This window comes from Streptomyces sp. NPDC053493 (assembly GCF_044544825.1).
GTDB lineage: Bacteria > Actinomycetota > Actinomycetes > Streptomycetales > Streptomycetaceae > Streptomyces.
The window spans coordinates 854,539-880,604 of the sequence record NZ_JBITXS010000001.1 but is presented as its reverse complement, the minus strand read 5'-3'; the positions used below and the strand labels follow the sequence as shown (position 1 = coordinate 880,604).

Sequence of the window (26,066 nt, the reverse complement as noted above, 5' to 3'; positions counted from 1 at the left end):
TTTCAATTTCCGGCAGTGCTACGCGTGTAGATGTCCCAGCGGCACGATAACTTCGCCCCGCCCTGCCCGTCCGCTCCCACTCCTTTCGGCCAAGGAGAGTGCGCCATCAACGCGTCCAGCCCCCCTGCCGTAGAACTCCACGGCATCACCAAGCGCTTCCCCGGCGTCGTCGCCAACAAAGACATCGCCATCACCGTCCGCAAGGGCACCGTCCACGCCCTCATCGGCGAGAACGGTGCCGGCAAGTCGACCCTGATGAAGATCCTCTACGGCATGCAGAAGCCGGACGAGGGCACCATCGCCGTCGACGGCGAGCAGGTCTCCTTCTCCAGCCCCGGTGACGCCATCGCGCGCGGCATCGGCATGGTGCACCAGCACTTCATGCTCGCCGACAACCTCACCGTCCTGGAGAACGTCGTCCTCGGCGGCGAGAAGCTCTACGGCATCGGTGCCAAGGCCCGCCGGAAGATCAAGGAGATCTCCGACGCGTACGGCCTCGGCGTCCGCCCCGACGCGCTGGTCGAGGACCTCGGCGTCGCCGACCGGCAGCGCGTGGAGATCCTCAAGGTCCTCTACCGCGGCGCCAAGATCCTCATCCTCGACGAGCCGACCGCCGTCCTGGTCCCGCAGGAGGTCGACGCGCTCTTCGACAACCTGCGCGAGCTCAAGTCCGAGGGCCTCACGGTCATCTTCATCTCGCACAAGCTGGGCGAGGTCCTGAAGGTCGCCGACGACATCACCGTCATCCGCCGCGGCACCACGGTCGGCACCGCCGACCCCAAGACCGCCACCACCAAGCAGCTCGCCGAGCTGATGGTCGGCAGCGAGCTGCCCTCGCCGGAGACCCGCGAGTCGACGGTGACGGACATCCCGATGCTCAAGGTCGAGGGCCTGACCCTGACCGAGGCCGGCGCCGCCTCCGCCGCCCCTCTCACCACCGCCGCCCCGCCGGACCCGTCCGGCGCGGTCGCGGTCCTCGAGGCCGGCGAGGGCCGCAAGCTCCTCGACGACATCTCCCTGACCATCCACAAGGGCGAGATCCTGGGCATCGCAGGCGTCGAGGGCAACGGCCAGACCGAGCTCATCGAGGCCCTCATGGGCATGAACAGCCCCGACGCGGGTGTCGTCACCCTCGACGGCGAGGACATCACCGCGGTCTCCGTGCGCAAGCGCCGCGAGGGCGGCATCGGCTACATCCCGGAGGACCGCCACCGCCACGGCCTCCTCCTGGAAGCCCCGCTCTGGGAGAACCGCATCCTCGGCCACGTCACCGAGGCGCCCAACTCCAAGCGCGGCATCCTCGACCCGAAGGCCGCCCGCAAGGACACCGAGCGGATCGTGCGCGAGTACGACGTCCGCACGCCCGGCATCGACGTCACCGCGGCCTCCCTCTCCGGCGGCAACCAGCAGAAGCTGATCGTCGGCCGCGAGATGAGCCACGGCCCCAAGTTCCTGATCGCCGCCCACCCCACCCGCGGTGTGGACGTCGGCGCCCAGGCGCAGATCTGGGACGCCATCCGCGACGCCCGCCGCGAGGGCCTCGCGGTGCTGCTGATCTCCGCCGACCTCGACGAGCTGATCGGCCTGTCCGACAGCCTCAAGGTCATGTACCGCGGCCGGCTCGTCGCCGACGCCGACCCCGCCACCATCACGCCCGAGCAGCTGGGCTCCGCCATGACCGGCGCGGCCGCCGGCCAGCTCGAAGGCACCGAAGAGCAGTCCGAAGACGGTGACGCCCGATGATGAAATTCGACAAGGACAAGCTGATCATCGGGGCCGCGGGCCCGGTGCTCGCGCTGGTCACCTCCTTCGTGCTCACCGTGCTGGTGCTGCTGGCCACGGGCCTGGACCCGATCGAGCCGATCCGCCTGATGATCGAGAACGCCGAGTTCTCCGACACCCAGGTGCTGATCGTCAACCAGACCGGGATCTACTACCTGGCGGCCCTGGCCGTGGCCATCGGCTTCCGGATGAACCTCTTCAACATCGGCGTCGAGGGCCAGTACCGCCTCGCCGCGATGGTCTCGGCCCTGGTCGGTGCCGCCATCGAGCTGCCCGGCCCGCTGCACATCCTCGTGATCGTGCTCGTCGCCATCGCGACCGGTGCCCTCTGGGCCGGCATCGCGGGCATCCTGAAGACCACCCGCGGGGTCTCCGAGGTCGTCTCCACGATCATGCTCAACGCCATCACCACCTCCCTGGTGGCCTGGCTGATCCTGCCGAAGAACTTTGGCGTCCAGCCCGCCGGCTCCAACGACCTCACCACCGGTCAGATCGCCGAGTCCGGCTGGTTCCCCGGCATCGACATGGCCGAGGGCGGCCAGATCTACGGCTTCACCTTCGTCGCCCTCGCGCTCGGCGTCGTCTACTGGTTCGTCATCAACCGCACCCGCTTCGGCTTCGACCTGCGCGCCACCGGTGAGAGCGAGTCCGCGGCCCAGGCCAGCGGCGTCGACGCCAAGAAGATGATCCTCACCGCGATGCTGATCTCCGGCGGCCTCGCCGGTCTGGCCGGCATGCCGATCCTGCTCGGCGAGTCGCACACGTACAGCCTGGCCTTCCCGGTCAACGTCGGCTTCACCGCCATCACCGTGGCCCTGCTCGGCCGCAACCACCCGGTCGGCATCCTCTTCTCGGCCCTCCTCTTCGCGTTCCTCGACAAGGCGTCCTCCAACCTGGACGTCGCGGGTTACCCGAAGGAGATCACCCAGATCATGCAGGGCATCATCGTGATCGCCGTGGTCGTCTCCTACGAGCTCGTCCGCCGTTACGGCACCCGCCGCCAGCAGCAGAAGGTCGGCGAGCAGCTGGCCGCCGGCGGCGCCATCAAGACCGACAAGGAGGTGGCGGCATGAGCACCGGCACCGTTGCCAAGCCGAGCGCCGCGCCCAAGAAGGCCGGACGCCGCAAGCTGACCTGGCCCTGGATCCTGCTGATCGTCGCGGCCGGTCTCGTGCTCTTCTCGCTGGTCCGGGTCATCTCCGGGGCCGACGACCTCACCTCCGTCGGCCAGGTCTCCGGCGCCATCCAGCTCGCCGTGCCGATCGGCATGGCCGGCCTCGGCGGTCTGTGGGCCGAGCGCGCGGGCGTCGTCAACATCGGTCTCGAGGGCATGATGGTCCTCGGCACCTGGTTCGGCGCCTGGGCCGGCTACCAGTGGGGCCCGTGGACGGGTGTCCTCGTCGGCATCCTCGGCGGCGCCGTCGGCGGCCTGCTGCACGCGATCATCACCGTCACGTTCAACGTGAACCACATCGTCTCCGGTGTGGCCATCAACATCCTCGCGGTCGGCTTCACCCAGTACCTGTCGAACTTCACCTTCGACAAGGCCGAGGGCGGCTCCTCCAAGCAGTCCCCGCGCATCGACCAGATCACCGACATCACGATCCCGGGGCTCTCCGACTGGCTGTCGGACCTCCACGCCAAGCACTGGTTCCTGATCTCCGACATCGCCGGCATCCTCGGCGGCCTGGTCACCAACCTGTCGCTGCTCACGATCGTGGCGGCCCTGCTCATCCCGCTCACCTGGTGGGTGCTGTGGCGCACGGCCTTCGGCCTGCGGCTGCGCTCCTGCGGCGAGAACCCGGTCGCGGCCGAGTCGCTGGGCGTCAACGTCTACAAGTACAAGTACATCGCCGTCGTCGTCTCCGGCGGCCTGGCCGGTCTCGGCGGCGCGTTCCTCGCGATCGTGTCCACCGGCATCTACCAGGAGGGCCAGACCGGCGGCCGCGGTTACATCGGTCTCGCCGCGATGATCTTCGGCAACTGGATGCCCGGCGGCATGGCGCTCGGCGCGGGCCTGTTCGGCTTCACCGACAGCCTCAAGCTGCGCGGCGGCGCCGAGAACGTCCACGCGCTGCTGCTGCTCGTCGCCATCCTCCTGGTGATCGCCGCGCTGTGGCAGCTCTACCGGAAGAAGTACGTGGTCACCGTGATCGCCGCGGCGTTCTCGGCCGGCTTCTTCCTCTGGTACGCGCTCACCGACGAGGTCCCGAGCCAGTTCGTCGACGCCGCCCCGTACATCACCACGCTGCTCGTGCTGGCCCTGTCGGCGCAGCGGCTGCGGATGCCGAAGGCGGACGGCCTGCCCTACCGGAAGGGCCAGGGCAAGTGACGCCCGGCCCTGCCGAGCCGGACTGGGAGGCCCTGCGTACGGTGGCCCGCGAGGCGATGACCCACGCCTACGCCCCGTACTCGGACTTCCCGGTCGGCGCGGCGGCGCTCGTCGACGACGGCCGGGTCGTCTCCGGCTGCAACGTCGAGAACGCCTCGTTCGGTCTCGGCCTGTGCGCCGAGTGCGGTCTCGTCTCGCAGCTCCAGGCCACCGGCGGCGGGCGGCTCACGCACTTCGTGTGCGTGGACGGCCTGGGCGAGCCCCTGGTGCCGTGCGGCCGGTGCCGGCAGCTGTTGTACGAGTTCGGTGGCCCCGAGCTCGTCCTGGAGACGCCCGCCGGGTTCACCACCCTGGCGGAGATGCTTCCGCAGGCGTTCGGACCGGACCACCTGTCGAAGTAGAACCCGAGGAGCGGCCCTTCCGGCACGATGGAGGGGCCGCTCCTGTTTCCCCTCCCCGTACGACCCTCTATGCGCGTAGAAAGAGGCACCACCACATGGACGTCATCTCCGTCATCCGCACGAAGCGGGACAAGGGCGAGCTGAGCCCGGAGCAGATCGACTGGGTCATCGACGCCTACACCCGCGGGGAGGTCGCCGACGAGCAGATGTCCGCCCTGGCCATGGCGATCCTGCTGAACGGCATGAACCGCGACGAGATCGCCCGCTGGACCGCGGCCATGATCGCCTCCGGCGAGCGCATGGACTTCTCCTCGCTGTCCCGCCCGACCGCCGACAAGCACTCCACCGGCGGCGTCGGCGACAAGATCACCCTGCCGCTGGCCCCGCTGGTCGCCGCCTGCGGCGCGGCCGTCCCGCAGCTGTCGGGCCGCGGCCTCGGCCACACCGGCGGCACGCTCGACAAGCTGGAGTCCGTTCCCGGCTGGCGGGCGCTGCTGTCCAACGAGGAGATGCTGCACGTCCTCGACACCACCGGCGCGGTCATCTGCGCGGCGGGCGACGGCCTCGCCCCGGCCGACAAGAAGCTCTACGCGCTGCGCGACGTCACCGGCACCGTCGAGGCGATCCCGCTGATCGCCTCGTCCATCATGTCGAAGAAGATCGCCGAGGGCACCGGCTCGCTGGTCCTCGACGTCAAGGTCGGCACCGGCGCCTTCATGAAGAACATCGAGGACGCCCGCGAGCTGGCCTCCACGATGGTCGCCCTCGGCACCGACAGCGGCGTCAAGACGGTCGCCCTGCTCACCGACATGTCGACGCCGCTCGGCCTCACCGCCGGCAACGCGCTCGAGGTCCGCGAGTCCGTCGAGGTCCTCGCGGGCGGCGGCCCGGCGGACGTCGTCGAGCTGACCGTCGCGCTGGCCCGCGAGATGCTCGACGCGGCCGGCATCAAGGACGCGGACCCGGCGAAGGCCCTCGCGGACGGCTCCGCGATGGACGTGTGGCGCCGCATGATCGCCGCCCAGGGCGGCGACCCGGACGCCACCCTCCCGGTCGCCCGCGAGCAGCACGTCGTCACCGCCCCGGCTTCCGGCGTCCTGACCCGCCTCGACGCCTACGACATCGGCATCGCCGCCTGGCGCCTCGGCGCCGGCCGCGCCCGCAAGGAGGACCCGGTCCAGGCCGGCGCGGGCGTCGAACTCCATGCCAAGCCGGGTGACACGGTGACCGAGGGCCAGCCCCTGCTGACCCTCCACACGGACACCCCGGAGAAGTTCGACTACGCCCTGAAGTCCCTGCACGCCGCCTGGGACATCGCCCCCGCGGGCACCTCGTTCACCCCGAACCCGATCGTGCTCGACCGCATCGCGTGACGCCCGAGAACCGCGACGCCTGACCCCGGGGCCGGCGACCCACCACCGGCCCCGCTCAGCCGACGGCCCACCATGTCTCCCGGTCGACCGGCAGGCCCAGCTGGGCGAGGGTGATCCGCCGGTTGCCGTTGACCGGCGACCACAGGTCGTCGCGGGCGGCCAGCTCCCGCGCGAGGGAAGCCTGTTCGGGAGTCGGGTGCTCCGGCAGGCCGGTGGGGAAGTGGGCCTTCAGATAAGGGCCGAGGTCCGGGCAGGGAGCCAGGCGGAAGGCGTGCGGCAGGGCGGCGAGCGCGGGCTCGTGAAGGCGGGAGAGGTCACGCACCCGGTCGCACAGCACCGCGACCAGGGTCCAGCGCGCGGGACCGCCGCCGAAGCGGGGCAGGTCCGACAGCGCGTCGAAGGCGGTCGGCGTACGGGCCGCGGCGAGCAGCTCCGCGTGGGCGGCCGGGTCGTCGGCGAGCGGCCGGGTCGTCGCCGCCGCGCACCGCACCAGCGGGCTCGGGTCCGCGAGGAAGGCAGCCGGGTCGCCGCCGAGATCGCCCAGGTCCATGACGAGCGCCGCCCGCTCCTCCACGGACCCGGCCGCGCCGGCGGCCCGGGTCAGACGGGGCAGCAGGTGCGGCCCGTGGGCCGCCGCGGCGGCCGGGTGGTCCAGGAGCCGCGTGACCGTCGCCCAGGCGCAGGTGCGGACCCGCTCGTCCGGGTCGTCCAGGAACGCCGCCACCGGGTCCACCAGCTCCGGCAGCAGGTCCCAGCAGTCGAGCGCGGCCGCCGCGAGGACCAGGTCGCCGGTGCCGTCGTCGTCGGACCACAGGTCGACCTGCTCGTCCTCGTCGGCGGCGACGTACGCGGCCGTCCACTCCCGTGTCGGCGCCGCCGCCACCTCGGCCCGCAGCTCCTCGGCCCCGTCCCCGAACCGTACGCTGCTCGCCACGTCGCGGACGAATCGCAGGCCCAGCAGCGGTGCCTCCGCGAGGCGGCCCGCCACGCTCGACAGGACGGGCGGCGTCGCCGGCCAGACCGAGCCCTGGTGCAGGATCGCCGACCACAGGTGGTCGCCGGCCGCCTCCAGCGGGCCGGCCAGCACCTCGGCGGTGTCCGTGGCCGTCCCGTACGCGTGGAAGAGCGCCGACCAGTTCGTCGTCGGCCCGCCTTCGCGGGCTGCGCCGGGCGGCAGCGGTATGTCGTCAAGGCTCATGATCCGGAGCCTAGACGGTCGCCGGAGGGCCTCAGGAGACGGCTCCGACGACGGCTGCGACGACCGCTGCGACGGCCTCCGGTCGGCGACGGCCGTCTCCCGGGCGGCCGTCGGGGATGCCGGCCGATGAGTTCCGGGTGCGGCGGCGGTCTGTCTGGTGTGGACACCTCGCGCACTCTCGAACTACGGCTCACCGGGCGGCCCGCTCCGGACGACGTGGGCCGTCTCTGTGCCCTGCTGGAGGCCGCCGAGCCAGGGCTCGTCGTGTGTGAGGTCGGCGGGCTCGCCCGGGCCGATCTCGCCGCCGTCGACGCCCTCGCCCGGCTGCGGCTGGCGGCCCGGCGGCGCGGGCACCGGCTGGTGTTCCGGGGCGCCGGGCCCGAACTGCGCGGGATCCTCGATCTCGTCGGGCTCGGCGACCTGCTGTGACGGGCCTACGCCTCCAGCCGCTCCGGAAGGTCGAACAGCGGGAACCACCGCTTGGTGTCCAGGAAGAAGTCCATCCCGCCGACCTTGCCGTCGTGCAGCTGCAGCACGATCAGCGCCCACGGCGCGTACCCGCCCTCCGGGTCCGGGTGGTAGTGCGCGAAGGCCGGCTGGCCGTTCGCCACGGTCGGCACCAGCTTCGAGCCCCGGCACACCTCGCCGACGCCCAGCATCCAGCCCACGATGTCGTCGTGGCCGCGCAGCCACAGGTCGTACGGCGGCATGGACATCGTCGCGTCCTCGTGCAGGAGGGCGGTCAGCGCCTGCATGTCGTATCCCTCGAAGGCCGCCACATAGCGGTCGAGCAGCGCCTTCTGCTCCTCGTCCAGCGGGTCCGCCGGATCGGAGGAGGCCGGCGCCTGCTCGGCGAGGGTGGCCCGGGCCCGCTGCAGCGCGCTGTTGACCGAGGCGACGGACGTGCCGAGCAGCTCGGAGACCTCACTGGCCTTCCAGGCCAGCACCTCGCGCAGGATCAGCACCGCCCGCTGCTTCGGCGGCAGGTGCTGCAACGCCGCCACGAACGCCAGCCGGACCGTCTCCCGCGAGACCGCCGTCTCCGCCGGGTCGGCCACCGACGGCAGCACCCGCCCGTCCGGCACCGGCTCCAGCCAGGTGATCTCCGGACGCTCGTTGAGCCGGGCCTGCGCGACGGGCGTCGGATCCGTCAGGTCCATCGGCCTGGCCCGACGGTTGCCCGCGTTGAGCGAGTCGAGGCACACGTTGGTCGCGATCCGGTACAGCCAGGACCGCAGTGACGAGCGGCCCTCGAAGGAGTCGAGCGAGCGCCAGGCCCGCACCATGGTGTCCTGCACCGCGTCCTCCGCCTCGAAGGCGGAGCCCAGCATCCGATAGCAGTAACCGGTCAGCTCCGTGCGGTACTTCTCCAGGTCCTCGGTCATCTGCGCAGCCATCGGTCCACCCCGCTCGCCCCTCACCGGCGCCCGTTCGACGCCGATGAAAGGGAAGCTATCGCAGCCCACTGACAACCGGGGCCGGTTCCGGTCAGGTGCCCGGCTTGCGCCCGTACACGAACACGTCGTCGCCGTTGCGCAGCATGCTCCAGTACGCCTTGGCGTCCTTCTGCGTCATGTTGACGCAGCCGGCCGAACCCGGCGGGTTCCACATCGACTTGGTGACGGAGTGGAAGGCCTGCCCGCCGTCGAAGAACTGCGCGTACGGCATCGACACGTGGTACAGCGTCGACCAGTGGTTGATGTTGCGCCAGTAGATCTTCTTCGCGCCGGTACGGGTCTCCGCGCCGTCCCGGCCCGTGCGCACCGGCACCGGGCCGTACTTCAGCGTGGCGCCGTCCTGGATCCAGCTCAGCTGCCGGGTCAGGTCGACACAGGCGATCCGGCCCTTGTTCGTCGGACACTTGCGGTCCTTGTTGGGGTTGGCCCCCGCCGCCTTCTGCGCCAGCATCGTCGACATCGTGCGCCACGTGATGACGCCGGCGTAGCCGGCCGTCGGCGTGATGCCGTGCTTGGCCTGGAAGGCCTGGATGGCCTTGCAGTCGGCGAGCGACTGGCGCCCGTCGACCGGCCGGCCGAGGAACTTCTCCACCTGCTTCTGGTACGGGCCGGTCGTCACGTTGCAGGACGCCGCCTGCGCCGGGGCGGCGCCGAGCGCCACCGTCGTCGGCACCACCAGTGACGTGACGGCGAGGCCGATGGCGGCCTTTCTCCGAATCGCGTTCATGATCGTCAACTCCCCCTCGAGTCCTGACCGTTACGACGGACGAGGGAGCCGGACGGTTGCGCGGCGCCAGATGACGGAATCGTCACGAAACGACGCCGCCGCGCGGTCGTCCGTACGGGGCCGGGCCGGCAGCCCGTACGGGGCCGGTGCGGCAGCCCGGTGCGAGGCCCGTGCGGCAGCCCGTACGGGGCCGGTGCGGCAGCCCGTAAGGGCCCCGCGCGGCGGTCGGTACGGCGTCCGTACGACGTCCTCGCGAGGCCCCGCGGGCGGCCGGCGTCAGGCCGCCGCGAGCCGGTGGCGCCGCGCCTCGACGCGGGCGCTGTGCGTCCCGTACAGCGTGACCGACACGACGCCCAGCACCGCCACCAGACCGATCACGACCGTGCCCGCCCAGTCGCCCGCGTGGAAGGCCACCGCGCCGAGCGTGCCGCCCGCGCTGCTGCCCAGGTAGTACGCGGACTGGTAGAGCGCCGAGGCCTGCGCCCGGCCCGTCTTCGCCGTACGGCTCACCGAGGACGACGCCACCGCGTGCCCGGCGAAGAAGCCGGCGGTGACCAGGACCAGGCCCGCGAGGACGGCGGGCAGCGCGTCGGCGAGTGAGAGCAGCAGACCGGCCGCGGTGGTCGACACCGCGAGGTAGAGCGCCCCGCGCCGGCCCAGCCGGCCGACCAGCTTGCCGGCCGCCGCCGAGGAGACCGTACCGACGAGATAGACCAGGAAGACCGAGCCGACCACGCCCTGCGGCAGCGAGAACGGCGCCTCGACCAGGCGGTAGCCGATCACCGTGTAGACGGCGCCGAACACCGTCATGAACAGCGCGCCGATCGCGTACAGGCGCAGCAGCAGCGGATCCGCGAGGTGGCCGCGGACCGCCCGGAGGAGAGCCTTCGGGGCGGGCGTCGACGGCGTGAAGTGCCGGGCCTTCGGCAGCAGCGCCCGGAAGGCCAGCGCGCACACCGCCGCGGTCAGGCCGACGGCCGCCAGACCCGCCCGCCAGCCCCACAGCTGGGCGACCCAGCCGGTGACAAGGCGGCCGCTCATCCCGCCGACGGAGTTGCCCGCCACGAAGAGGCCGATCGCGGCGATCAGTGCCTTCGGCCGCACCTCCTCGGCCAGGAACGCCATCGCCGAGGCCGGCACACCGGCGAGCGCCGCGCCCTGCACCGCGCGCAGCGCGACCAGCCACTCCAGGTTCGGGGCGAACGGGACGAGGAGGCCGACGACGACGGCGACCGTGAGCGAGACCGTCATCATCAAGCGGCGCCCGAAGCGCTCGGACAGGGCGCTGAGCGGGAGGACGCACAGGGCGAGCGCGCCGGTCGCGGCGGACACCGTCCAGGAGGCCGCCGACGCGGTGGCACCGAACTCGGCCGAGACGGCGGGCAGGAGCGCCTGGGTGGAGTAGAGGAGGGCGAAGGTGGCCAGTCCGGCGGCGAAGAGCGCGAGGCTCATCCGGCGGTAGCCGGGAGCGCCGGGTGCGAGGCGGGAGTCAGCGGGGCTGGAGTCGGCGGCCGTGCTGGTGGCGGCCGCCTTGGTACTGGCGGAAGGCATGCCTCGAACGTAGGCCGACGCGCTTCATGCGTCCAATGCACGGAACTGCTGTAATCGTTCCCATGGTGCATGAGTACAGGTCACAGCGTCGGCTGTCACCGAACAGTAACGAAGAAGACATGGGACCGCTGCTCGCGCCGCGGCTCGCGTACTTCGCCGCGGTCGCCCGCCACGAGCACGTGACCAGAGCCGCGGCCGAGATGGGCGTGCCCCAGTCGACCCTCTCCCGGGCCGTCGTCCGGCTCGAAGAGGACCTCGGCGTCGCCCTGTTCGCCCGCCGCGGCCGCACGGTCTCCCTCACACCGGCCGGCCGCCGCTTCCTCGCCTCCGCCGAGCGCGCCCTCGCCGAGGTCGAGCGGGCCGCCGACTCCGTACGGGCCGACGCCGACCCCACCGCCGGCCGGGTCGCCTTCGGCTTCCTGCACACCATGGGCTCCGAGACCGTGCCCGGCCTCATCCGCGCCTTCCGCGTCGACCATCCCAAGGTCCGCTTCACCCTGGTGCAGAACTACGGCGAGGCGATGATCGAACGGCTCCGGGCCGGCGACCTCGACCTGTGCCTCACCTCGCCCGTACCGGACGCGCCCGACCTGGTGGCCCGCCGCCTCGACGAACAGCGGCTGCGCCTCGTCGTCCCCGACGACCACCGGCTCGCCTCCCGCAAGCGCATTCGCCTCGCGGAGGCCGCCGACGAGACCTTCGTGACCCTCGAACCGGGTTACGGGCTGCGCCGCATCACCGACGACCTGTGCGCGCAGGCCGGCTTCACGCCGCGCGTCGCCTTCGAGGGCGAGGAGGCCGAGACGCTGCGCGGCCTGGTCGCCGCCGGCCTCGGCGTGGCGCTCCTGCCGCCGCCGGCCGTCGCCCGCCCGGGCGTGGTCGAACTCGGCGTGACCTCACCGCGCGCGGTCCGCGAGATCGGCGTGGCCTGGCTCGACGGCCACCCGGACACACCGCCGGTGGCCGCCTTCAAGAAGTTCCTGCTCAGCAAGCGCGGCAGCCTGCTGCCGGAAGGCCCGTCGGAATGACCGGCAGAAGGCCCGCCGGAACGACCGGCAGCCGGCCCGTCGGAACGACCGGCGGGCCGGCTACCGCAACGACCGGCGGTCCGGCTACCGGAGCGACCGCCGCGAGGCCCGCCGGACCCGCTACCGGAACGACCGGCCGAAGCCCGCCGCCAGCGGCATCCGCAGCCCCAGCGGCGGCGGCGCGGCCATCGCGTCCGCCAGCGGCCGGCTGCGCGGGTGCGCGAACAGCGCCGACAGCACGAAGTCGGCCGCCAGCGCCTGGACTTCGTCCCGGTACTGACGCAGCGCGTGCCCGTCCGCGTGCACCTCGAAGCGGCAGGTGTCCCGGTTGGACTTCTTCGCCCGCTCGGCGAACCGGTACGACAGCTCCGGATCGGTCCGGCCGTCGTTCGTCCCGTGCACGATCAGCACCCGGCGCCCCACCAGCTGCCGCACCGGCTCCGGCTCGGCAGCCCGGTCGTCCTCCGGCAGCCACGGAGCCACCGCGAGCACCGCCGTGACCGCCGTGTGGCCGCCCGCCCGCAGCGCCGCCCGCGCGCCCATCCCGCGCCCCACCAGGCAGACCGGCACGTCGCCGTAGCGCCGTACCGCCTCCGACACCGCCCACGAGGCGTCCGCCGCGAGCCGCGCGTCCGCCCCGTTCCAGCCGCGGCTGCGATAGCGCACCACATGCGCCACCAGGCCGTCCGCCCGCCCGGCCCGCACCAGCCGCCGCCCGAGCCCCAGCACCGCCAGGTGCGCCCGCGCCGAGGCCCCGCGCCCGGACGTGTCCTCCCCGTCCGGCAGCAGCAGGACCACTCCGCCCGCCTCGGTGACCGGATGCGTCGCCGCTACGGGCCGCCCGAGCCGGGGTGTCCGGGAGCCGGCCGTTCCCACGAGTGCGTTGTGCGCCATGACGGAACAGTCTCAGAATCCGAGGTGTACGCCAGCCGTACGCGCGATCTCTGTTACGCAACGGCCCCTGAGTGAACGTTCTTGTGGCTCACGCCTGTTCGAAGGTGTGGATCTCGCCGACCGGGACGAAGCCGCGGCGGGCGTACCAGTGGCGGGGCCAGTCGTCGGCGAGGGCGATCAGGAAGACGGTGGTGCACCCGGCTTCGGCGGCGGTGCGCAGGGCGGTGTCGAGGACGACGCCCGCGTGGCCCTGGCCGAGGTGGGCCTCGGCGGTGACCAGGTCCTCGATCTGGGCGATGCCGGTGGCCGGGTCGATGTAGAGGTCGGCCCAGGAGGCGACCTGGCCGAACTCGTCGTGGGAGGCGAGGAAGCGGACGTCGTCGGCGCCGCGGCGGCGGGTCTCCCGGCGCTCGACCAGGACGCGCAGCACGTCGTCGCGGATGTCCGGCACCAGTCGCCGCAGGCTCTCGGTCAGCGGTTCGCGCAGGTCCGGCAGGCCGACCTCGCGTGCGCCGCCGAGCTCCGGCACGGGGCCGTCGTGGCGCATGACGACCAGCGTCCGGCAGGTGTAGCCGGCCCGGGCCAGGGGCTCGGCGCAGGCCTTGGCGACCGTGGCGTCGGGTATGTGGACGGTGCGGTGCGGCAGATGGGCCATGGCCTCGTCGACCAGCGCGGGCAGCGCCTCGGGGTCGGGTTCGCCGTCCACCAGGACGTGGTTGTTGCCGCGGGACAGCGCGTACGTGTCGTCGAGCGCGGCGAAGCCGCCGGGGAAGTCGGCCGTCCGCTCCGCCTGACGGCGGGTGAAGTCGGACAGGAAGCCGTGGATGCGGCGGAGTTCGGTCTCGCCGGTGCCGATGGTCATACCGGCAGGTTAGGCCCCACCACGCTCCGCCCGCACCGGAAAATCCGGGGGCGGAACCGGCGTCGAAGGGGCGCGCTCTACGCGCGTAGGGGCTAGAGTGCCGCAATGACGAGCCAGATCCCCAGCACCCCGACCGCGGACCAGATCCGCCGCGCCCCGAAGGTCCTCCTGCACGACCACCTCGACGGCGGACTGCGCCCCGGCACGATCATCGAACTCGCCCGTGCCCAGGGTTACGCGAACCTCCCGGAGACCGAGCCGGACAAGCTCGGCATCTGGTTCCGCGAGGCCGCCGACTCCGGCTCCCTGGAGCGCTATCTGGAGACCTTCGCGCACACCTGCGCCGTCATGCAGACCCGCGAGGCCCTCGTCCGGGTCGCCGCCGAGTGCGCCGTCGACCTCGCCGAGGACGGCGTCGTCTACGCCGAGGTGCGGTACGCGCCCGAGCAGCACCTGGAGGGCGGGCTCACCCTCGAAGAGGTCGTCGAGGCCGTCAACGAGGGCTTCCGCGAGGGCGAGCGCCGGGCCAGGGCGGCCGGCCACCGGATCCGCGTCGGCGCCCTGCTCACCGCGATGCGGCACGCCGCCCGCGCCCTGGAGATCGCCGAACTCGCCAACCGCTACCGCGACTCCGGTGTCGTCGGCTTCGACATCGCGGGCGCCGAGGCCGGCTTCCCGCCCACCCGCCACCTCGACGCCTTCGAGTACCTGAAGCGGGAGAACAACCACTTCACCATCCACGCCGGCGAGGCCTTCGGCCTGCCGTCGATCTGGCAGGCCCTCCAGTGGTGCGGCGCCGACCGCCTCGGCCACGGCGTGCGGATCATCGACGACATCGAGGTCGCCGACGACGGCTCGGTCAGCCTCGGCCGGCTCGCCGCGTACGTCCGGGACAAGCGCATCCCGCTGGAGATGTGCCCGACCTCCAACCTCCAGACCGGCGCCGCCGCCTCGTACCAGGAGCACCCCATCGGGCTGCTCCGCAAGCTGCACTTCCGGGCCACGGTCAACACCGACAACCGGCTGATGAGCGGCACCAGCATGAGCCGGGAATTCGAATTGCTTGTCGAGGCGTTCGGTTACACGCTCGAGGACATGCAGTGGTTCACGGTCAATGCGATGAAATCAGCGTTCATTCCTTTCGATGAACGACTGGCGATGATCAATGACGTCATCAAGCCCGGATATGCCGAACTGAAGTCCGAGTGGCTGTTCCAGCAGACCGCCACCACCAGCGACTCTTCCCGTACGGCGGGCTGATCGCGGCCCTCGGGACGATGATCGGAGCGGCCGGGCGCACCACGCCCGGCCGCATTTCGGTGTTTGCGGCCGGGACTTCCGCTGGTTAGTTTGCGTAGCCACCCCCGCATTCCAGCTTTCCCCGCGTTTCCAGCATTCGCCCTGCTCCACGCACCCGAGATTCCCCGAGGAAGATTTTCTGATGAAGCAGTCTGCCGCCAAGACGCTCGGTGTCGCCGCGCTCGGTGCCGCTTTCGCCGCCGTCGCCGCCGGAACGGCCTCCGCCGCCCCGGCCTCGCTGCCGGCCGGTCCCGACGTGCTCGGCCTGGTGACCAACACCGTGCCGCTCGGCGAGGACGTCACCGAGCTCCCGTCCGGCGCCGCCGAGGCCCTCGCGGGCGGCGAGACCGCCGTCGGCACCGGTGTCGACCAGGGCGTCAAGACCCTGCCGGGCGCGGTCGAGCAGGCCCAGAACCTGCCGGGCGAGCTGCAGAAGCAGGCCCAGGACCTGCCGCTCGACGGCGCCCGGAGCGGCCTCGCCGCCACCCCGCTCGGCGCGGCCGGCGGCCTCCTCGGCGGTCTGCCGGTCAACGGCCTGGGCCTGCCGCTCTAGGCTCCAGTCCTCGCGTCCTCGCATCCCGAGGCACCTCGCGTACGGCGAAGGGGCGCCCGTCCGGAACCGGACGGGCGCCCCTTCGCCGTGTGTGCGTATGTACGCGTGTGCGTGCAAGCGCGCGTGAACGTGCGGCTGTCGGTCGGCTACCAGGCCGTACGCGCCGACTTCTCCTCGCCGGGCAGCAGGATCCACAGCGCCAGGTACAGCAGGAACTGCGGACCGGGCAGCAGACACGACGCCAGGAAGATCACCCGCATCGCGGTCGAGGAGATGCCGAAGCGCCGGGCCAGCGCCGCGCACACTCCGCCGATCATGCGTCCGTCACGGGGGCGTACGAGTGCGGCCATGGTGGGCTCCTTCATTTCCGGTGCTCGGGATTTCCGATGCCTCCATCCTGTCCACTCAGCGCGGACAAAACGTCGGTCTACGGGGCGATCCCGACCCTGGGAATCGTCGGGGTCGGTCCCTGAGAAGCCGCCCTCCGGCTCCTCCTTGAGGAGGAGCCACGGGCCGTCCCCGACCGGCGGCGCAGCCGCGCCCGCGCGGCCGGCACCAGCAGCAGGTGCGCGAGCACCACGCCCGTCGTGTTCAGGAGCACCGAGTCCACGTCCACGACCTGCCCCGGCACCGCCGTCTGCAGCAGCTCCACCGCCAGCGAGACCAGCGCGCCCGCCGCCGCCGTACGGGTCAGGGATGCCCAGGGCGAGACGGTGAGCCGGCCGTCGGCCATCGGGAGCAGCACGCCGAGCGGGGCGAGGAGAAGGAGTCCGTCGGCGATGCGGCGGGCGGCCTCGGCCGGGCCGAGCACGAGATCGGATCTGATCCCGGCCAGCGGCGTCAGGTTCGGCGCGGTCACCCAGGCCACGTCCCGTGGCCGGAGCGTCAGCCAGGCGACGAGCAGCAGATGGGCGAGGAGAAGAAGGAAACCCGCCACGCGTACGACCACGGCGACACCGTCGCCGGAACTGCCCGAACCGCCCGAACCTTGAGGTTGCACGCACCCCAAGACGCGCCCCCCGGCGGAATCGGTTCCGCCGCACGCCGTACGAGGTGAGGACGCGCCCCGCGAGAGCCCCTGGCCGGGCCCGTACGAGCCCCGGCCGAGCCGCCTACGAGCCCCTGCCCTCCGTACGAGCCCGGTGCTCAGGAAGCCGTCGCCGGGGCCGACGGCACCGCCGACTCCGGGCGTTCCTTCAGCTCCCGCGTACAGCTGTAGCGTCGCGGCTCGTACCGGCCGGGCCCGCCGAGCACCACGGAGGAGCGGTCGGCCGCGGAAGTGCCCGGCGTGCTCTCCGCGAAGGTGCACACGATCTGCGCCAGCGCCGTCGCCGGCAGGTCCTCCGGCTGGCGGCTCAGCCGCAGCGTGCCCGCCGGATCGCCCTTCCTGGCCGCGCTCACCACCAGCGGTCCCTTCACCGCCGTGGAGAACCCGGCCTCCCGCTCGTCCGCCGACGGCTCGCTCTCCAGCTGGGCGAGCAGCGCCGACGCCGTGCGCACCGGATCGCCCGCCGCCTTCTCCTCCGGCAGCGGCGACCTGCGCTCCACCGGCTCCAGCTGGGCCCCGCACAGCAGGTACACGCGCAGCCGCAGCCCCTGCCCGGCCTGCCCGGCGGTGCCGTCCGCCACGTCGCACGGCACCCGGGAGGGCGCCGCGCCCGCGTCGACGGGCACCGAGGTCGTACGAATGCCGCAGCCCGCGAGCAGGACGGCGGCGCCCAGGGCGAGCAGCCCCCTTGTACGGCGACGTCTCAACTCTCCTCCACCTCGCCCTGACTGCTGCGGGTCTGCAGCTCCCGCGCGATGCCCGAGGCGTCCCGGGGCAGCCGCAGCACGAACACCGCGCCGTCCACCCGGCCGTCCTCGTCCGCGGAGTTGGCGGCGGTGATGGAGCCGCCGTGGATCAGCGCGTTCTCCATGGCGATCGACAGACCAAGGCCGCTGCCGTCCGACCGCGGCCGGGACGCGCTCGCCTTGTAGAAGCGGTCGAAGACGTGCGGCAGGACCTCCTCGGGGATGCCGGGCCCGTGGTCGCGCACCGCGATCACCAGGTCCTCGCCCTCGTCCGTGACCTCCGTGCGCACCGAGACCCGCACCGGCGAACCGCCGTGCTTGAGCGCGTTGCCGATCAGATTGGCCAGGATCACGTCCAGGCGGCGCGGGTCGAGCCGGGCCACGATCCCGCGCTCGGCGTCGAGGTCGACCGCGTCCAGCCAGGCCCGGGCGTCGATGCAGGCGGTGATCTGGTCGGCGATGTCCACGTCGTCCAGGACGAGGCGGGCGGTGCCCGCGTCGAAACGGGTCACCTCCATCAGGTTCTCCACCAGGTCGTTGAGGCGCCGGGTCTCGCTGACCACGAGCGCGACCGCCGGCGCGATCATCGGGTCGAGCGCGTCCTGCTCGTCCTCCAGGACCTCGGTCACGGCGGTCAGCGCGGTCAGCGGCGTGCGCAGCTCGTGCGACATGTCGGCGACGAAGCGGCGGCTGGCCTCCTCCCGGGCGCTCATGTCCGCGACCTTCTTCTGCAGCGACTCCGCCGCGCTGTTGAACGTACGGGACAGATCGGCCAGTTCGTCCGCGCCGGAGACCCGCAGCCGGGTGTCCAGCTTGCCCTCGCCGAGCTGCCGGGCCGCCTCGCCGAGCCGGTGCACCGGGCGCAGCACGGTCGTCGCCGCGACCTGCGCCAGCAGCACCGAGCCGATCACGGCGAGACCGGTGGCGATGCCGAGCGACCAGGCCAGCGAGTTCAGGTCGGCCTTCTCCGCGGCGAGCGACTTGAACAGGTAGCCGGTCGGCCCGCCGCCGTCGATCTTCGTGCCGCCGACCAGGTACGGCGTCGAGTCGCGCTGGGTGCGCTGCCAGAACAGGTGGTACGGGTAGGCGTTGGCCTCCGACACCGGGCGCCGGGTCTCCACCGCGGTCTGCAGCGGGCGCGGCACGTCCGCGAGCGTGAACACGTCCGGGTCGGAGGCGCCCACGATCGGCTTGCCCGCGTCGCGCTCACCGATCAGCAGCACGCTGTAGCCGGCGCTGCCGCTCGCCATCTGCTCGGCGGTGCGCCGCAGCTCCTCCTCGGTGGGCCGCAGCGGCAGCGTGGCCGCCCGGTTCTGCATCTCCTGCCGGAAGTCGTTGAGGGCGCTGTCCTGGGTGCGCTTGAGCACGGCCTCGCGGTTCAGCCAGTACGCGATGCCGGAGGCGGACACGGCCGCGGTGAGCGCGACCAGGGCGAAGACGACGACGAGCCGCAGGCGCAGGCTGGTGAACCTGAGCACCGAGACGATCCCTTTGCTCACGCAGGGACGTCCAGTCGGTAGCCGACGCCGCGTACGGTACGGATCAGGGTCGGCGAGGACGGCACGTCCTCGACCTTGGCGCGCAGCCGCTGCACACAGGCGTCCACGAGCCGCGAGTCGCCGAGGTAGTCGTGCTCCCACACCAGGCGCAGCAACTGCTGCCGCGACAGGGCCTGTCCGGGCCGCCGGCTCAGCTCCAGGAGCAGCCGCAGCTCGGTCGGGGTGAGCTGGAGGTCCTCGCCGTTCTTGGTGACGGTCATCGCCGAGCGGTCGATCACCAGCGAGCCGAAGGTGGCCGAGTCGGTGGCCTCCCGCTCGCCGCGCCGCAGCACCGCGCGGATCCGGGCGTCGAGCACCCGGCCCTGCACGGGCTTGACCACGTAGTCGTCGGCGCCGGACTCCAGGCCCACGACCACGTCGATGTCGTCGCTGCGGGCCGTGAGCAGGATGATCGGCAACTGGTCCGTGCGCCGGATCCGGCGGCACACCTCGAAGCCGTCGATGCCGGGCAGCATGACGTCGAGCACGACCAGGTCGGGCCGCTGCTCCTTGAGCATCTTCAGGCCGTCCTCGCCCGTCGCCGCGGTGGCCACACGGTGGCCCTGGCGGGACAGGGAGAGTTCGAGGGCCGTGCGGATGGCGTCGTCGTCCTCGATCAGCAACAGGAAAGGCACGGGCTCATTCTGTCCCATGCGGCCGTCCGAGTTCGACCGTCCGGTGACGCCTCCGTGCCCGGCCCGCCTGTGACACGGCTGTGACAGTCGGCGGACACCGCCATGAAGTCGGCCGGGCAGGCTTTTCGACATCAAGGACCTACGGACTCCAACCGACGGGGGGCGCGAGATGAACGCACTGCACAGCACCACCTCAAGCGCAGTTGTCACGCGTCTCCACGACGTCACGCGGAGCACCGAGAAGTCCGGCGCGGTGAACGGGCGGGGGTGCGTTCGCAGCGTCGGGCGTCAGCGCAAGGCGCCGTACATGGTCGCCGTGGCTGACGGGGGAGCGGCGTACGGGGAGGTCACGGGGGAGCGTTCCTGCACGGAGGCCGAGTTCACGGCCTACGTCCAGGAGCGCCGGGCCTCCCTGTACGCCACCGCCTACCACCTGACCGGTGACCGCTTCGAGGCCGAGGACCTGCTCCAGAGCGCGCTGTTCTCCACGTACCGCGCCTGGGACCGGATCAGCGACAAGGCCGCGGTCGGCGGCTACCTGCGCCGCACGATGACGAACCTGCACATCAGCGCCTGGCGCCGGCGCAAGCTCAACGAGTACCCGACCGAGGAGCTGCCGGAGACGGTCGGCGAGACGGACGCGATGCGCGGCACCGAGCTGCGCGCCGTGCTGTGGCAGGCCCTGGCCCGCCTGCCCGAGCTCCAGCGCACGATGCTGGTGCTGCGTTACTACGAGGGCCGGACCGATCCGGAGATCGCGGAGATCCTGGACATCAGTGTCGGCACGGTGAAGTCGAGCATCTGGCGCTCGCTGCGGCGACTGCGCGAGGACGAGGTGCTGAGCTTCGGCCGTGACGAGGAGGAGTCCTTCGGCGAGCTGGTGGCCTGAGGGCGTACGGGGGAAACGGGGAAACACGGGGGAATCACGGGGGAACGGGGAAACACGGGGGACCGTACGGGGGTACGGGGCAAGCGGCGAGGGCCGGACAGGATCGGGGGATCCTGCCCGGCCCTCGGCGTACGTCCGGCGCCTCACGCGGGTGCGGCGGGCCGACCGCCGCGGTTCGCCCGCCGCGGGGCCGCGGGCGGCGGTAGCGTGGAGGTGGCGGCTCCCGGCACTTCGCCTGCCGGGAGCCACCGTGCCGCTCCGCCGCGCGCCCGCCTCAGCAGTTCTTGCAGTTGGCGTGGCAGGCCGGGTCCTTGGCGGGCTTGGGGTACTGCCGGATGCGGTGGTGGTGGAGCCAGCAGTCGTTGTCGCCGCCGTTGGGCAGGATGACGGGCGGGATCCGGTCACAGCCGCTGGTGGTGGCCGGGTTGTTGGTGTACGGGGCGAGGGACAGCTCCGTGAAGCGCGCCGGGCTGATGATGTGGGACCGGTCGGCCACCGGCTGGAAGACCCACAGCTGGGACAGGGCCGCGAGGGTGTTGCTGTCCTTGTCGGGCGTCGGGTCGGGGAAGACGATGCCCTGGTTGATGGGGGCGTTCTGGGGATTGGCCGGGTCGAACGGGATGGCCATGACCTTCTTGGTCGAGACGTTCTGGATGCGGTAGGTCACCACTCCGTCGTCGGTGATCATGTAGGCCTCGAGCATCCACAGGGCCGGCGCGTCGTGGGTCTGGTCGCCGGTCAGCGGGTCCTGCTTGAGCTGCAGGTCCCCGGCCTGCGCGAGATAGCTGCCGCTCAGACGGTGCTGGAAGACCACCGGGGTCTGCAGACAGGAGGAGGCGACGATGTCGTTCGTGGGGTCGTAATAGACCATGGCGTGCCCTTCGTTCGTCGGCTGATGGAAGGTGAATTTCCCCTTCCATTTCTCGTCGGGAGTAACTTTCCCGAGGCCGGAGGGACATACGCGGAGAATGCCGGGCGCACGGGGACAAGAGCGGAGCGAACGGCGACCATCCGATCATCGGATGGTCGCCGGCGTGCACCGGCACGCAACAGCGCCCCCGGAGCGATGCTCCGGGGGCGGGGCGCCGACGGGCCGGGCGGGCGGCCCCGGTTCGGCGGACGGGCGTGGTGCGGCGGACGGGCGTGGTTCAGCCGGCGGCCGGGACGCGGCAGCGGCCGGCCGCTGCGGCGGCGAGCCGGCCGAGGGCCTCGTCCTTGGCGCACGGGTGCGCACCCAGGGCGGTCTGGCGGGCCACGATGGAGCGCTCGGCGCGCATCAGACGCCAGCCGCGGCGCAGCAGGAACGGCACCGACTTGCGGCCCTCCTTGAGGTCGCGCAGCAGCCGGCGGCGGAAGGTCGTCGAGGGCCGGCCGCGCAGACAGAGCGCGTCGGCCAGCACGCCGAGCTCACGGCAGCGCGCCACGATGTCGGCGGCGAAGATGCCCTCCGCCACGAAGAGCGGCGTCCGCGCGATGTCCAGCGTCTCGCGCCCCGCGACGGCGCTGGTGGCGATGTCGTACACGGGCACGTCGGTCCGTCCCGTACGGCACAGCTCGACGATCGCGGCGACCGCGGCGTCCTGGTCCCAGGAGAGCGGGGAGTCCCAGTCGATGTCCGAACTGCCCTCCACCAGCGGCAGCGTCGGGTCGTCGTGCTCCTTGTAGAAGTCGTCGAGGCGCAGCACCGGCAGTCCGGTGAGGGCGGCGAGGGACGACTTGCCGGAGCCGGAAGGGCCCGCGAGCAGGACGACCCGGGTCGGGATCGGTTGGGAACTCACGGGACACCAGTGTGAGGCATTCCCCCGTGCAGGGGACCCCCGAGGCGGCCCGTTGGTATCGAGCATCACACCTCCACTACTGTCGGTGGCCGCTCCGTCACCCCTCGAAGCCCCTGGAAGGTACGCCCATGGCGCGTCACGCAGAATCCCGCTCCTCCCGTCGCAGCGCCCTGCTGAAGGCCGGCCTCACCGTCACGGCGGCCGGTGCGGCGATGCTCGGCGCCGGCGCCGCGGCCCAGGCCGCCGGGCCGGTGGCGGTGCCGCTCCCGGTCGACTCGCTGACCCAGGTCGACGGCGCCGCGGCCCTGGAGGGCGTCGGTCACGGCGTGGCCCCGCTGACCGAGCTCCAGATCGACCCGCTGGCCAACACCGGCGTCGACCCGCTCGACAACGGCGTCGGCACCCAGGTCGCCGACTTCCGGCCGGTCGGCACGAACCTGGTCACCGACCACGTCACGCGCGGCGGCGCGCTGGCCGACCTGCCGGTGGCGGGCCCGCTGACGCAGGGCCTGCTGCCGTAGGGACGCGCGGGCCGTCCGGCACGACGGGCAGCCCCCGGCCGCATCGGCCGGGGGCTGCTGTCGTACGCCGTCTAGTACGAGGAGCCGGAGGCGCCCAGCGAACCCGTCGGGTGCCAGACCGTCTTCGTCTCCAGGAACGCGGTCATCCGGTCCGTGCCCGGGGACACGGTGAAGTCCTCGGCGCGGCGCGGGCGCAGCACGCGCTTGAGGTTGTCCGCCGCGGCGATCTCCAGGTCCCGGGCCAGGTCGGTGTCCGCGCCCGTCAGGTCGATCGCGTTGACGTCGAGGTGGGCCGCCAGGTGCGGACCCATCTCGGCGGCCTTGCCGGACAGGATGTTGACGACGCCGCCCGGCAGGTCGGAGGTGGCGAGCACCTCGCCCAGGGACAGCGCCGGCAGCGGGGCCTTCTCGGAGGCGATGACGACCGCCGTGTTGCCGGTGGCGATGACCGGGGCGATCACCGAGACCAGGCCGAGGAAGGACGACTCCTGCGGGGCGACCACGGTGACCACACCGGTGGGCTCCGGCGTGGACAGGTTGAAGTACGGGCCCGCCACCGGGTTCGCGCCGCCCACGACCTGGGCGATCTTGTCGGTCCAGCCCGCGTACCAGACCCAGCGGTCGATCGCGGCCTCGACGACCTCGGCCGCCTTGTTCTTGGACAGGCCCTCCGCCGCCGCGACCTCGTGCACGAACTGGCCCTTGCGGCCCTCCAGCATCTCGGCCACGCGGTAGAGGATCTGGCCGCGGTTGTACGCGGTCGCGCCCGCCCAGCCGGCGAAGGCCTTGCGGGCCGCGACGACCGCGTCACGCGCGTCCTTGCGGGAGGAGAGGGGCGCGTTCGCCAGCCACTTGCCCTTGGGGTCGGTCACCTCGTACACCCGGCCGCTCTCGGAGCGGGGGAACTTGCCCCCGACGTACAGCTTGTAGGTCTTGAAGACGCTCAGGCGGGTCTGATCAGACATCGAGGTAGGCCTCCAGACCGTGGCGGCCGCCCTCGCGGCCGAAGCCCGACTCCTTGTAGCCGCCGAAGGGCGAGGTCGGGTCGAACTTGTTGAACGTGTTGGCCCAGACGACGCCGGCCCGGAGCTTGTTGGCCACGGCGAGGATCCGCGAGCCCTTCTCCGTCCAGATGCCCGCCGACAGGCCGTACTGGCTGTTGTTGGCCTTGGCGACGGCCTCGTCGGGCGTACGGAAGGTCAGCACCGACAGGACCGGGCCGAAGATCTCGTCGCGGGCGACGGTGTGCGCCTGGGTGACGTTCGTGAAGAGCGTCGGCGCGAACCAGTAGCCGGCGGCCGGGATCTCGCAGGCGGCGGACCAGCGCTCGGCGCCCTCCGCCTCGCCCTGCTCGACGAGCGTGGTGATACGGGCCAGCTGCTCCTCGGAGTTGATGGCGCCGATGTCGGTGTTCTTGTCGAGCGGGTCGCCCAGGCGCAGCGTGCTCAGACGCCGCTTGAGCGACTCGAGCAGCTCGTCGTGGACGGACTCCTGCACCAGCAGGCGCGAGCCCGCGCAGCAGACCTGGCCCTGGTTGAAGAAGATGCCGTTGACGATGCCCTCGACGGCCTGGTCGATCGGGGCGTCGTCGAAGACGATGTTGGCGCCCTTGCCGCCCAGCTCCAGGGTGAGCTTCTTGTCGGTGCCCGCCACGGACTTGGCGATGGCCCGGCCGACGGCGGTCGAGCCGGTGAAGGCGACCTTGTCGACGTCCGGGTGCTCGACCAGGGCCGCGCCCGTGTCGCCGTAACCGGGAAGGATGTTGACGACACCCTTCGGCAGCCCGGCCTGGCGGCAGATGTCCGCGAAGAACAGGGCGGAGAGCGGCGTCGTCTCGGCGGGCTTGAGGACGACCGTGTTGCCGGTCGCGAGCGCCGGGGCGATCTTCCACGCCAGCATCAGCAGTGGGAAGTTCCACGGGATGACCTGGCCGGCCACGCCCAGCGGGCGCGGGTTCGCACCGTAGCCGGCGTGGTCGAGCTTGTCGGCCCAGCCCGCGTAGTAGAAGAAGTGCGCGGCGACCAGCGGGAGGTCCGCGTCGCGGGTCTCCTTGATCGGCTTGCCGTTGTCCAGGGTCTCCAGGACGGCCAGCTCACGGCTGCGCTCCTGGATGATCCGGGCGATGCGGAAGAGGTACTTGGCGCGCTCGGAGCCCGGCAGCGCGGACCACTTCTCGAACGCCTTGCGGGCCGCCTTCACCGCGCGGTCGACGTCCTCGGTGCCCGCCTGGGCGATCTCGGACAGGACCTCCTCGGTGGACGGGGAGACGGTCTTGAAGACCTTGCCGTCGGCGGCCTCGACGAACTCGCCGTCGATGAACAGGCCGTAGGAGGGCGCGATGTCGACGACGGACCGGGACTCGGGCGCCGGTGCGTACTCGAATGCAGATGCCATGTTGATCAGTCCACCGTCACGTAATCGGGGCCGGAGTAGTGGCCGGTCGCCAGCTTCTGACGCTGCATCAGCAGGTCGTTGAGCAGGCTGGAGGCACCGAAGCGGAACCAGTGGTTGTCCAGCCAGTCCTCGCCGACGGTCTCGTTGACCAGGACCAGGAACTTGACGGCTTCCTTGGTGTTGCGGATGCCGCCGGCCGGCTTCACGCCGACCTGGACGCCGGTCTGCGCGCGGAAGTCGCGCACGGCCTCCAGCATCAGGAGCGTGTTGGCCGGGGTGGCGTTGACCGCGACCTTGCCGGTCGAGGTCTTGATGAAGTCCGCGCCGGCCATCATGCCGAGCCAGGAGGCGCGGCGGATGTTGTCGTACGTGGACAGCTCGCCGGTCTCGAAGATCACCTTCAGACGGGCGCGGTCGCCGCACGTGGCCTTGATCGCGGCGATCTGCTCGTAGACCTCCAGGTAGCGGCCGGCGAGGAAGGCGCCACGGTCGATGACCATGTCGATCTCGTCGGCGCCCGCGGCGATGGCGTCGGCCGTGTCGGCGAGCTTCACCGGGAGGGCTGCGCGGCCGGCCGGGAAGGCGGTGGCGACCGAGGCGACCTTGACGCCGGAGCCCGCGACGGCGGCCTTGGCGGTGGCCACCATGTCGGGATAGACGCAGACGGCGGCGGTCTTCGGGGTCGTGCGGTCGGTCGGATCGGGGTTGACGGCCTTGGCGGCGAGCGCCCGGACCTTGCCCGGGGTGTCCGCGCCTTCGAGCGTCGTCAGGTCGATCATGGAGATGGCCAGGTCGATGGCGTACGCCTTGGCCGTGGTCTTGATCGAGCGGGTGCCGAGAGCGGCGGCGCGCGCTTCCAGGCCCACGGCGTCGACGCCGGGCAGCCCGTGGAGGAAGCGGCGCAGCGTGCTGTCGGACGCGGTCACGTCGGCGAAAGCAGTTGCTGCGGGTGCAGTGGTGGGCATGGTCACCAGTCGAGCATATCTACGCGCGTAGCAGCCTGTACAGGGCCCCGCTCTTCCGAGCGAACGAAAGGGCAGGTGGGTGCGGGAGTCACGGG

Annotated in this window: 27 protein-coding genes; 11 read left to right on the top strand and 16 right to left on the bottom strand. The window is 72.0% G+C overall.

Annotation, left to right across the window (positions count from 1 at the left end):
• Positions 1–30 precede the first annotated feature (30 nt).
• From ACIGO8_RS03945 to ACIGO8_RS03925, 5 genes are all read left to right on the top strand, one after another.
• On the top strand, positions 31–1,743 hold the full coding sequence (locus ACIGO8_RS03945) for an ABC transporter ATP-binding protein (protein WP_399723429.1): 1,713 nt from the start codon (positions 31–33) through the stop codon (positions 1,741–1,743).
• A complete protein-coding gene (locus ACIGO8_RS03940) occupies positions 1,740–2,855 on the top strand; it encodes an ABC transporter permease (protein WP_399723427.1) in 1,116 nt (371 codons plus the stop codon). The genes ACIGO8_RS03945 and ACIGO8_RS03940 overlap by 4 nt, the downstream gene beginning before the upstream one ends.
• The gene (locus tag ACIGO8_RS03935) at positions 2,852–4,114 is read left to right on the top strand and encodes an ABC transporter permease (protein ID WP_399723425.1); all 1,263 of its coding nucleotides are present in this window, start codon (positions 2,852–2,854) and stop codon (positions 4,112–4,114) included. Before ACIGO8_RS03940 ends, ACIGO8_RS03935 begins: the two co-directional genes overlap by 4 nt.
• Positions 4,111–4,515 (top strand): cytidine deaminase, encoded by a 405-nt coding sequence (locus tag ACIGO8_RS03930; protein ID WP_399723424.1) that lies wholly within the window; start codon positions 4,111–4,113, stop codon positions 4,513–4,515. Before ACIGO8_RS03935 ends, ACIGO8_RS03930 begins: the two co-directional genes overlap by 4 nt.
• A gap of 95 nt (positions 4,516–4,610) precedes the next feature.
• Positions 4,611–5,888, top strand: a complete 1,278-nt coding sequence (locus tag ACIGO8_RS03925; protein ID WP_399723422.1) for a thymidine phosphorylase — start codon at positions 4,611–4,613, stop codon at positions 5,886–5,888.
• A gap of 55 nt (positions 5,889–5,943) precedes the next feature.
• Here ACIGO8_RS03925 and ACIGO8_RS03920 read toward each other — a convergent pair whose 3' ends face one another.
• On the bottom strand, positions 5,944–7,086 hold the full coding sequence (locus tag ACIGO8_RS03920) for a hypothetical protein (protein ID WP_399723420.1): 1,143 nt from the start codon (positions 7,084–7,086) through the stop codon (positions 5,944–5,946).
• A 126-nt stretch (positions 7,087–7,212) separates the two neighbouring features.
• Between ACIGO8_RS03920 and ACIGO8_RS03915 the strand changes: the two genes are divergently transcribed.
• Positions 7,213–7,515 (top strand): STAS domain-containing protein, encoded by a 303-nt coding sequence (locus ACIGO8_RS03915; protein WP_399723418.1) that lies wholly within the window; start codon positions 7,213–7,215, stop codon positions 7,513–7,515.
• Positions 7,516–7,520: 5 nt separating this feature from the next.
• Here the strand turns inward: ACIGO8_RS03915 and ACIGO8_RS03910 are convergent, their stop codons facing one another.
• The 3 genes from ACIGO8_RS03910 to ACIGO8_RS03900 form a co-directional block, all read right to left on the bottom strand.
• Entirely contained in the window at positions 7,521–8,483 is a 963-nt protein-coding gene (locus ACIGO8_RS03910; RefSeq protein ID WP_399723416.1) for a sigma-70 family RNA polymerase sigma factor, read from the bottom strand.
• Positions 8,484–8,574: 91 nt separating this feature from the next.
• A complete protein-coding gene (locus ACIGO8_RS03905) occupies positions 8,575–9,270 on the bottom strand; it encodes a L,D-transpeptidase (RefSeq protein ID WP_399723414.1) in 696 nt (231 codons plus the stop codon).
• Between the two features lie 276 nt (positions 9,271–9,546).
• On the bottom strand, positions 9,547–10,821 hold the full coding sequence (locus ACIGO8_RS03900) for an MFS transporter (RefSeq protein WP_399723412.1): 1,275 nt from the start codon (positions 10,819–10,821) through the stop codon (positions 9,547–9,549).
• Positions 10,822–10,883: 62 nt separating this feature from the next.
• On the opposite strand from ACIGO8_RS03900, the gene ACIGO8_RS03895 reads away from it, so the two are divergent.
• Positions 10,884–11,849, top strand: coding sequence for a LysR family transcriptional regulator (locus tag ACIGO8_RS03895; RefSeq protein ID WP_399723410.1), 966 nt, complete (start codon positions 10,884–10,886; stop codon positions 11,847–11,849).
• Positions 11,850–11,969: 120 nt separating this feature from the next.
• Here the strand turns inward: ACIGO8_RS03895 and ACIGO8_RS03890 are convergent, their stop codons facing one another.
• Both ACIGO8_RS03890 and ACIGO8_RS03885 read right to left on the bottom strand, forming a co-directional pair.
• Positions 11,970–12,743, bottom strand: a complete 774-nt coding sequence (locus ACIGO8_RS03890; protein WP_399723408.1) for an alpha/beta hydrolase — start codon at positions 12,741–12,743, stop codon at positions 11,970–11,972.
• An 88-nt stretch (positions 12,744–12,831) separates the two neighbouring features.
• Positions 12,832–13,605, bottom strand: coding sequence for a GNAT family N-acetyltransferase (locus ACIGO8_RS03885; RefSeq protein ID WP_399723407.1), 774 nt, complete (start codon positions 13,603–13,605; stop codon positions 12,832–12,834).
• A 105-nt stretch (positions 13,606–13,710) separates the two neighbouring features.
• Here ACIGO8_RS03885 and ACIGO8_RS03880 point away from each other — a divergent pair, with 105 nt between their 5' ends.
• Positions 13,711–14,865: an adenosine deaminase gene (locus tag ACIGO8_RS03880; protein WP_399723405.1), complete on the top strand. Its 1,155-nt coding sequence runs from the start codon at positions 13,711–13,713 to the stop codon at positions 14,863–14,865.
• A gap of 181 nt (positions 14,866–15,046) precedes the next feature.
• Positions 15,047–15,457 (top strand): hypothetical protein, encoded by a 411-nt coding sequence (locus ACIGO8_RS03875; RefSeq protein ID WP_399723403.1) that lies wholly within the window; start codon positions 15,047–15,049, stop codon positions 15,455–15,457.
• 146 nt (positions 15,458–15,603) lie between these two features.
• Here the strand turns inward: ACIGO8_RS03875 and ACIGO8_RS03870 are convergent, their stop codons facing one another.
• The 5 genes from ACIGO8_RS03870 to afsQ1 all read right to left on the bottom strand — a co-directional run bounded on the left by ACIGO8_RS03870 (position 15,604) and on the right by afsQ1 (position 19,424).
• Positions 15,604–15,807, bottom strand: a complete 204-nt coding sequence (locus tag ACIGO8_RS03870) for a PspC domain-containing protein (RefSeq protein ID WP_399723401.1) — start codon at positions 15,805–15,807, stop codon at positions 15,604–15,606.
• Positions 15,808–15,884: 77 nt separating this feature from the next.
• Positions 15,885–16,406 carry a VanZ family protein gene (locus tag ACIGO8_RS03865; protein WP_399723400.1) on the bottom strand — a complete coding sequence of 174 codons (522 nt, stop codon included), beginning with the start codon at positions 16,404–16,406 and terminating at the stop codon, positions 15,885–15,887.
• 197 nt (positions 16,407–16,603) lie between these two features.
• Positions 16,604–17,212, bottom strand: coding sequence for a hypothetical protein (locus ACIGO8_RS03860; protein WP_399723398.1), 609 nt, complete (start codon positions 17,210–17,212; stop codon positions 16,604–16,606).
• A complete protein-coding gene (locus ACIGO8_RS03855) occupies positions 17,209–18,750 on the bottom strand; it encodes an ATP-binding protein (RefSeq protein WP_399723396.1) in 1,542 nt (513 codons plus the stop codon). Before ACIGO8_RS03855 ends, ACIGO8_RS03860 begins: the two co-directional genes overlap by 4 nt.
• Positions 18,747–19,424, bottom strand: coding sequence for a two-component system response regulator AfsQ1 (gene afsQ1, locus ACIGO8_RS03850; protein WP_399723394.1), 678 nt, complete (start codon positions 19,422–19,424; stop codon positions 18,747–18,749). The genes ACIGO8_RS03855 and afsQ1 overlap by 4 nt, the downstream gene beginning before the upstream one ends.
• Positions 19,425–19,593: 169 nt before the next feature.
• Between afsQ1 and ACIGO8_RS03845 the strand changes: the two genes are divergently transcribed.
• Positions 19,594–20,313 (top strand): SigE family RNA polymerase sigma factor, encoded by a 720-nt coding sequence (locus ACIGO8_RS03845; RefSeq protein ID WP_399723392.1) that lies wholly within the window; start codon positions 19,594–19,596, stop codon positions 20,311–20,313.
• A 274-nt stretch (positions 20,314–20,587) separates the two neighbouring features.
• Here the strand turns inward: ACIGO8_RS03845 and ACIGO8_RS03840 are convergent, their stop codons facing one another.
• Positions 20,588–21,184, bottom strand: a complete 597-nt coding sequence (locus ACIGO8_RS03840) for a hypothetical protein (protein ID WP_399723390.1) — start codon at positions 21,182–21,184, stop codon at positions 20,588–20,590.
• Between the two features lie 277 nt (positions 21,185–21,461).
• On the bottom strand, positions 21,462–22,157 hold the full coding sequence (locus ACIGO8_RS03835) for a uridine kinase (RefSeq protein ID WP_399723388.1): 696 nt from the start codon (positions 22,155–22,157) through the stop codon (positions 21,462–21,464).
• A gap of 62 nt (positions 22,158–22,219) precedes the next feature.
• On the opposite strand from ACIGO8_RS03835, the gene ACIGO8_RS03830 reads away from it, so the two are divergent.
• The gene (locus ACIGO8_RS03830) at positions 22,220–22,612 is read left to right on the top strand and encodes a hypothetical protein (RefSeq protein WP_399723387.1); all 393 of its coding nucleotides are present in this window, start codon (positions 22,220–22,222) and stop codon (positions 22,610–22,612) included.
• A 71-nt stretch (positions 22,613–22,683) separates the two neighbouring features.
• Here ACIGO8_RS03830 and ACIGO8_RS03825 read toward each other — a convergent pair whose 3' ends face one another.
• Genes ACIGO8_RS03825 through deoC form a run of 3 tightly spaced genes read right to left on the bottom strand, consistent with a single transcriptional unit; the run spans position 22,684 to position 25,971 of the window.
• Positions 22,684–23,577: an aldehyde dehydrogenase family protein gene (locus ACIGO8_RS03825; RefSeq protein WP_399723385.1), complete on the bottom strand. Its 894-nt coding sequence runs from the start codon at positions 23,575–23,577 to the stop codon at positions 22,684–22,686.
• Entirely contained in the window at positions 23,570–25,006 is a 1,437-nt protein-coding gene (locus ACIGO8_RS03820) for an aldehyde dehydrogenase family protein (RefSeq protein WP_399723383.1), read from the bottom strand. The genes ACIGO8_RS03825 and ACIGO8_RS03820 overlap by 8 nt, the downstream gene beginning before the upstream one ends.
• Before the next feature lie 5 nt (positions 25,007–25,011).
• On the bottom strand, positions 25,012–25,971 hold the full coding sequence (gene deoC / locus ACIGO8_RS03815) for a deoxyribose-phosphate aldolase (protein WP_399724311.1): 960 nt from the start codon (positions 25,969–25,971) through the stop codon (positions 25,012–25,014).
• Positions 25,972–26,066 lie beyond the last annotated feature (95 nt).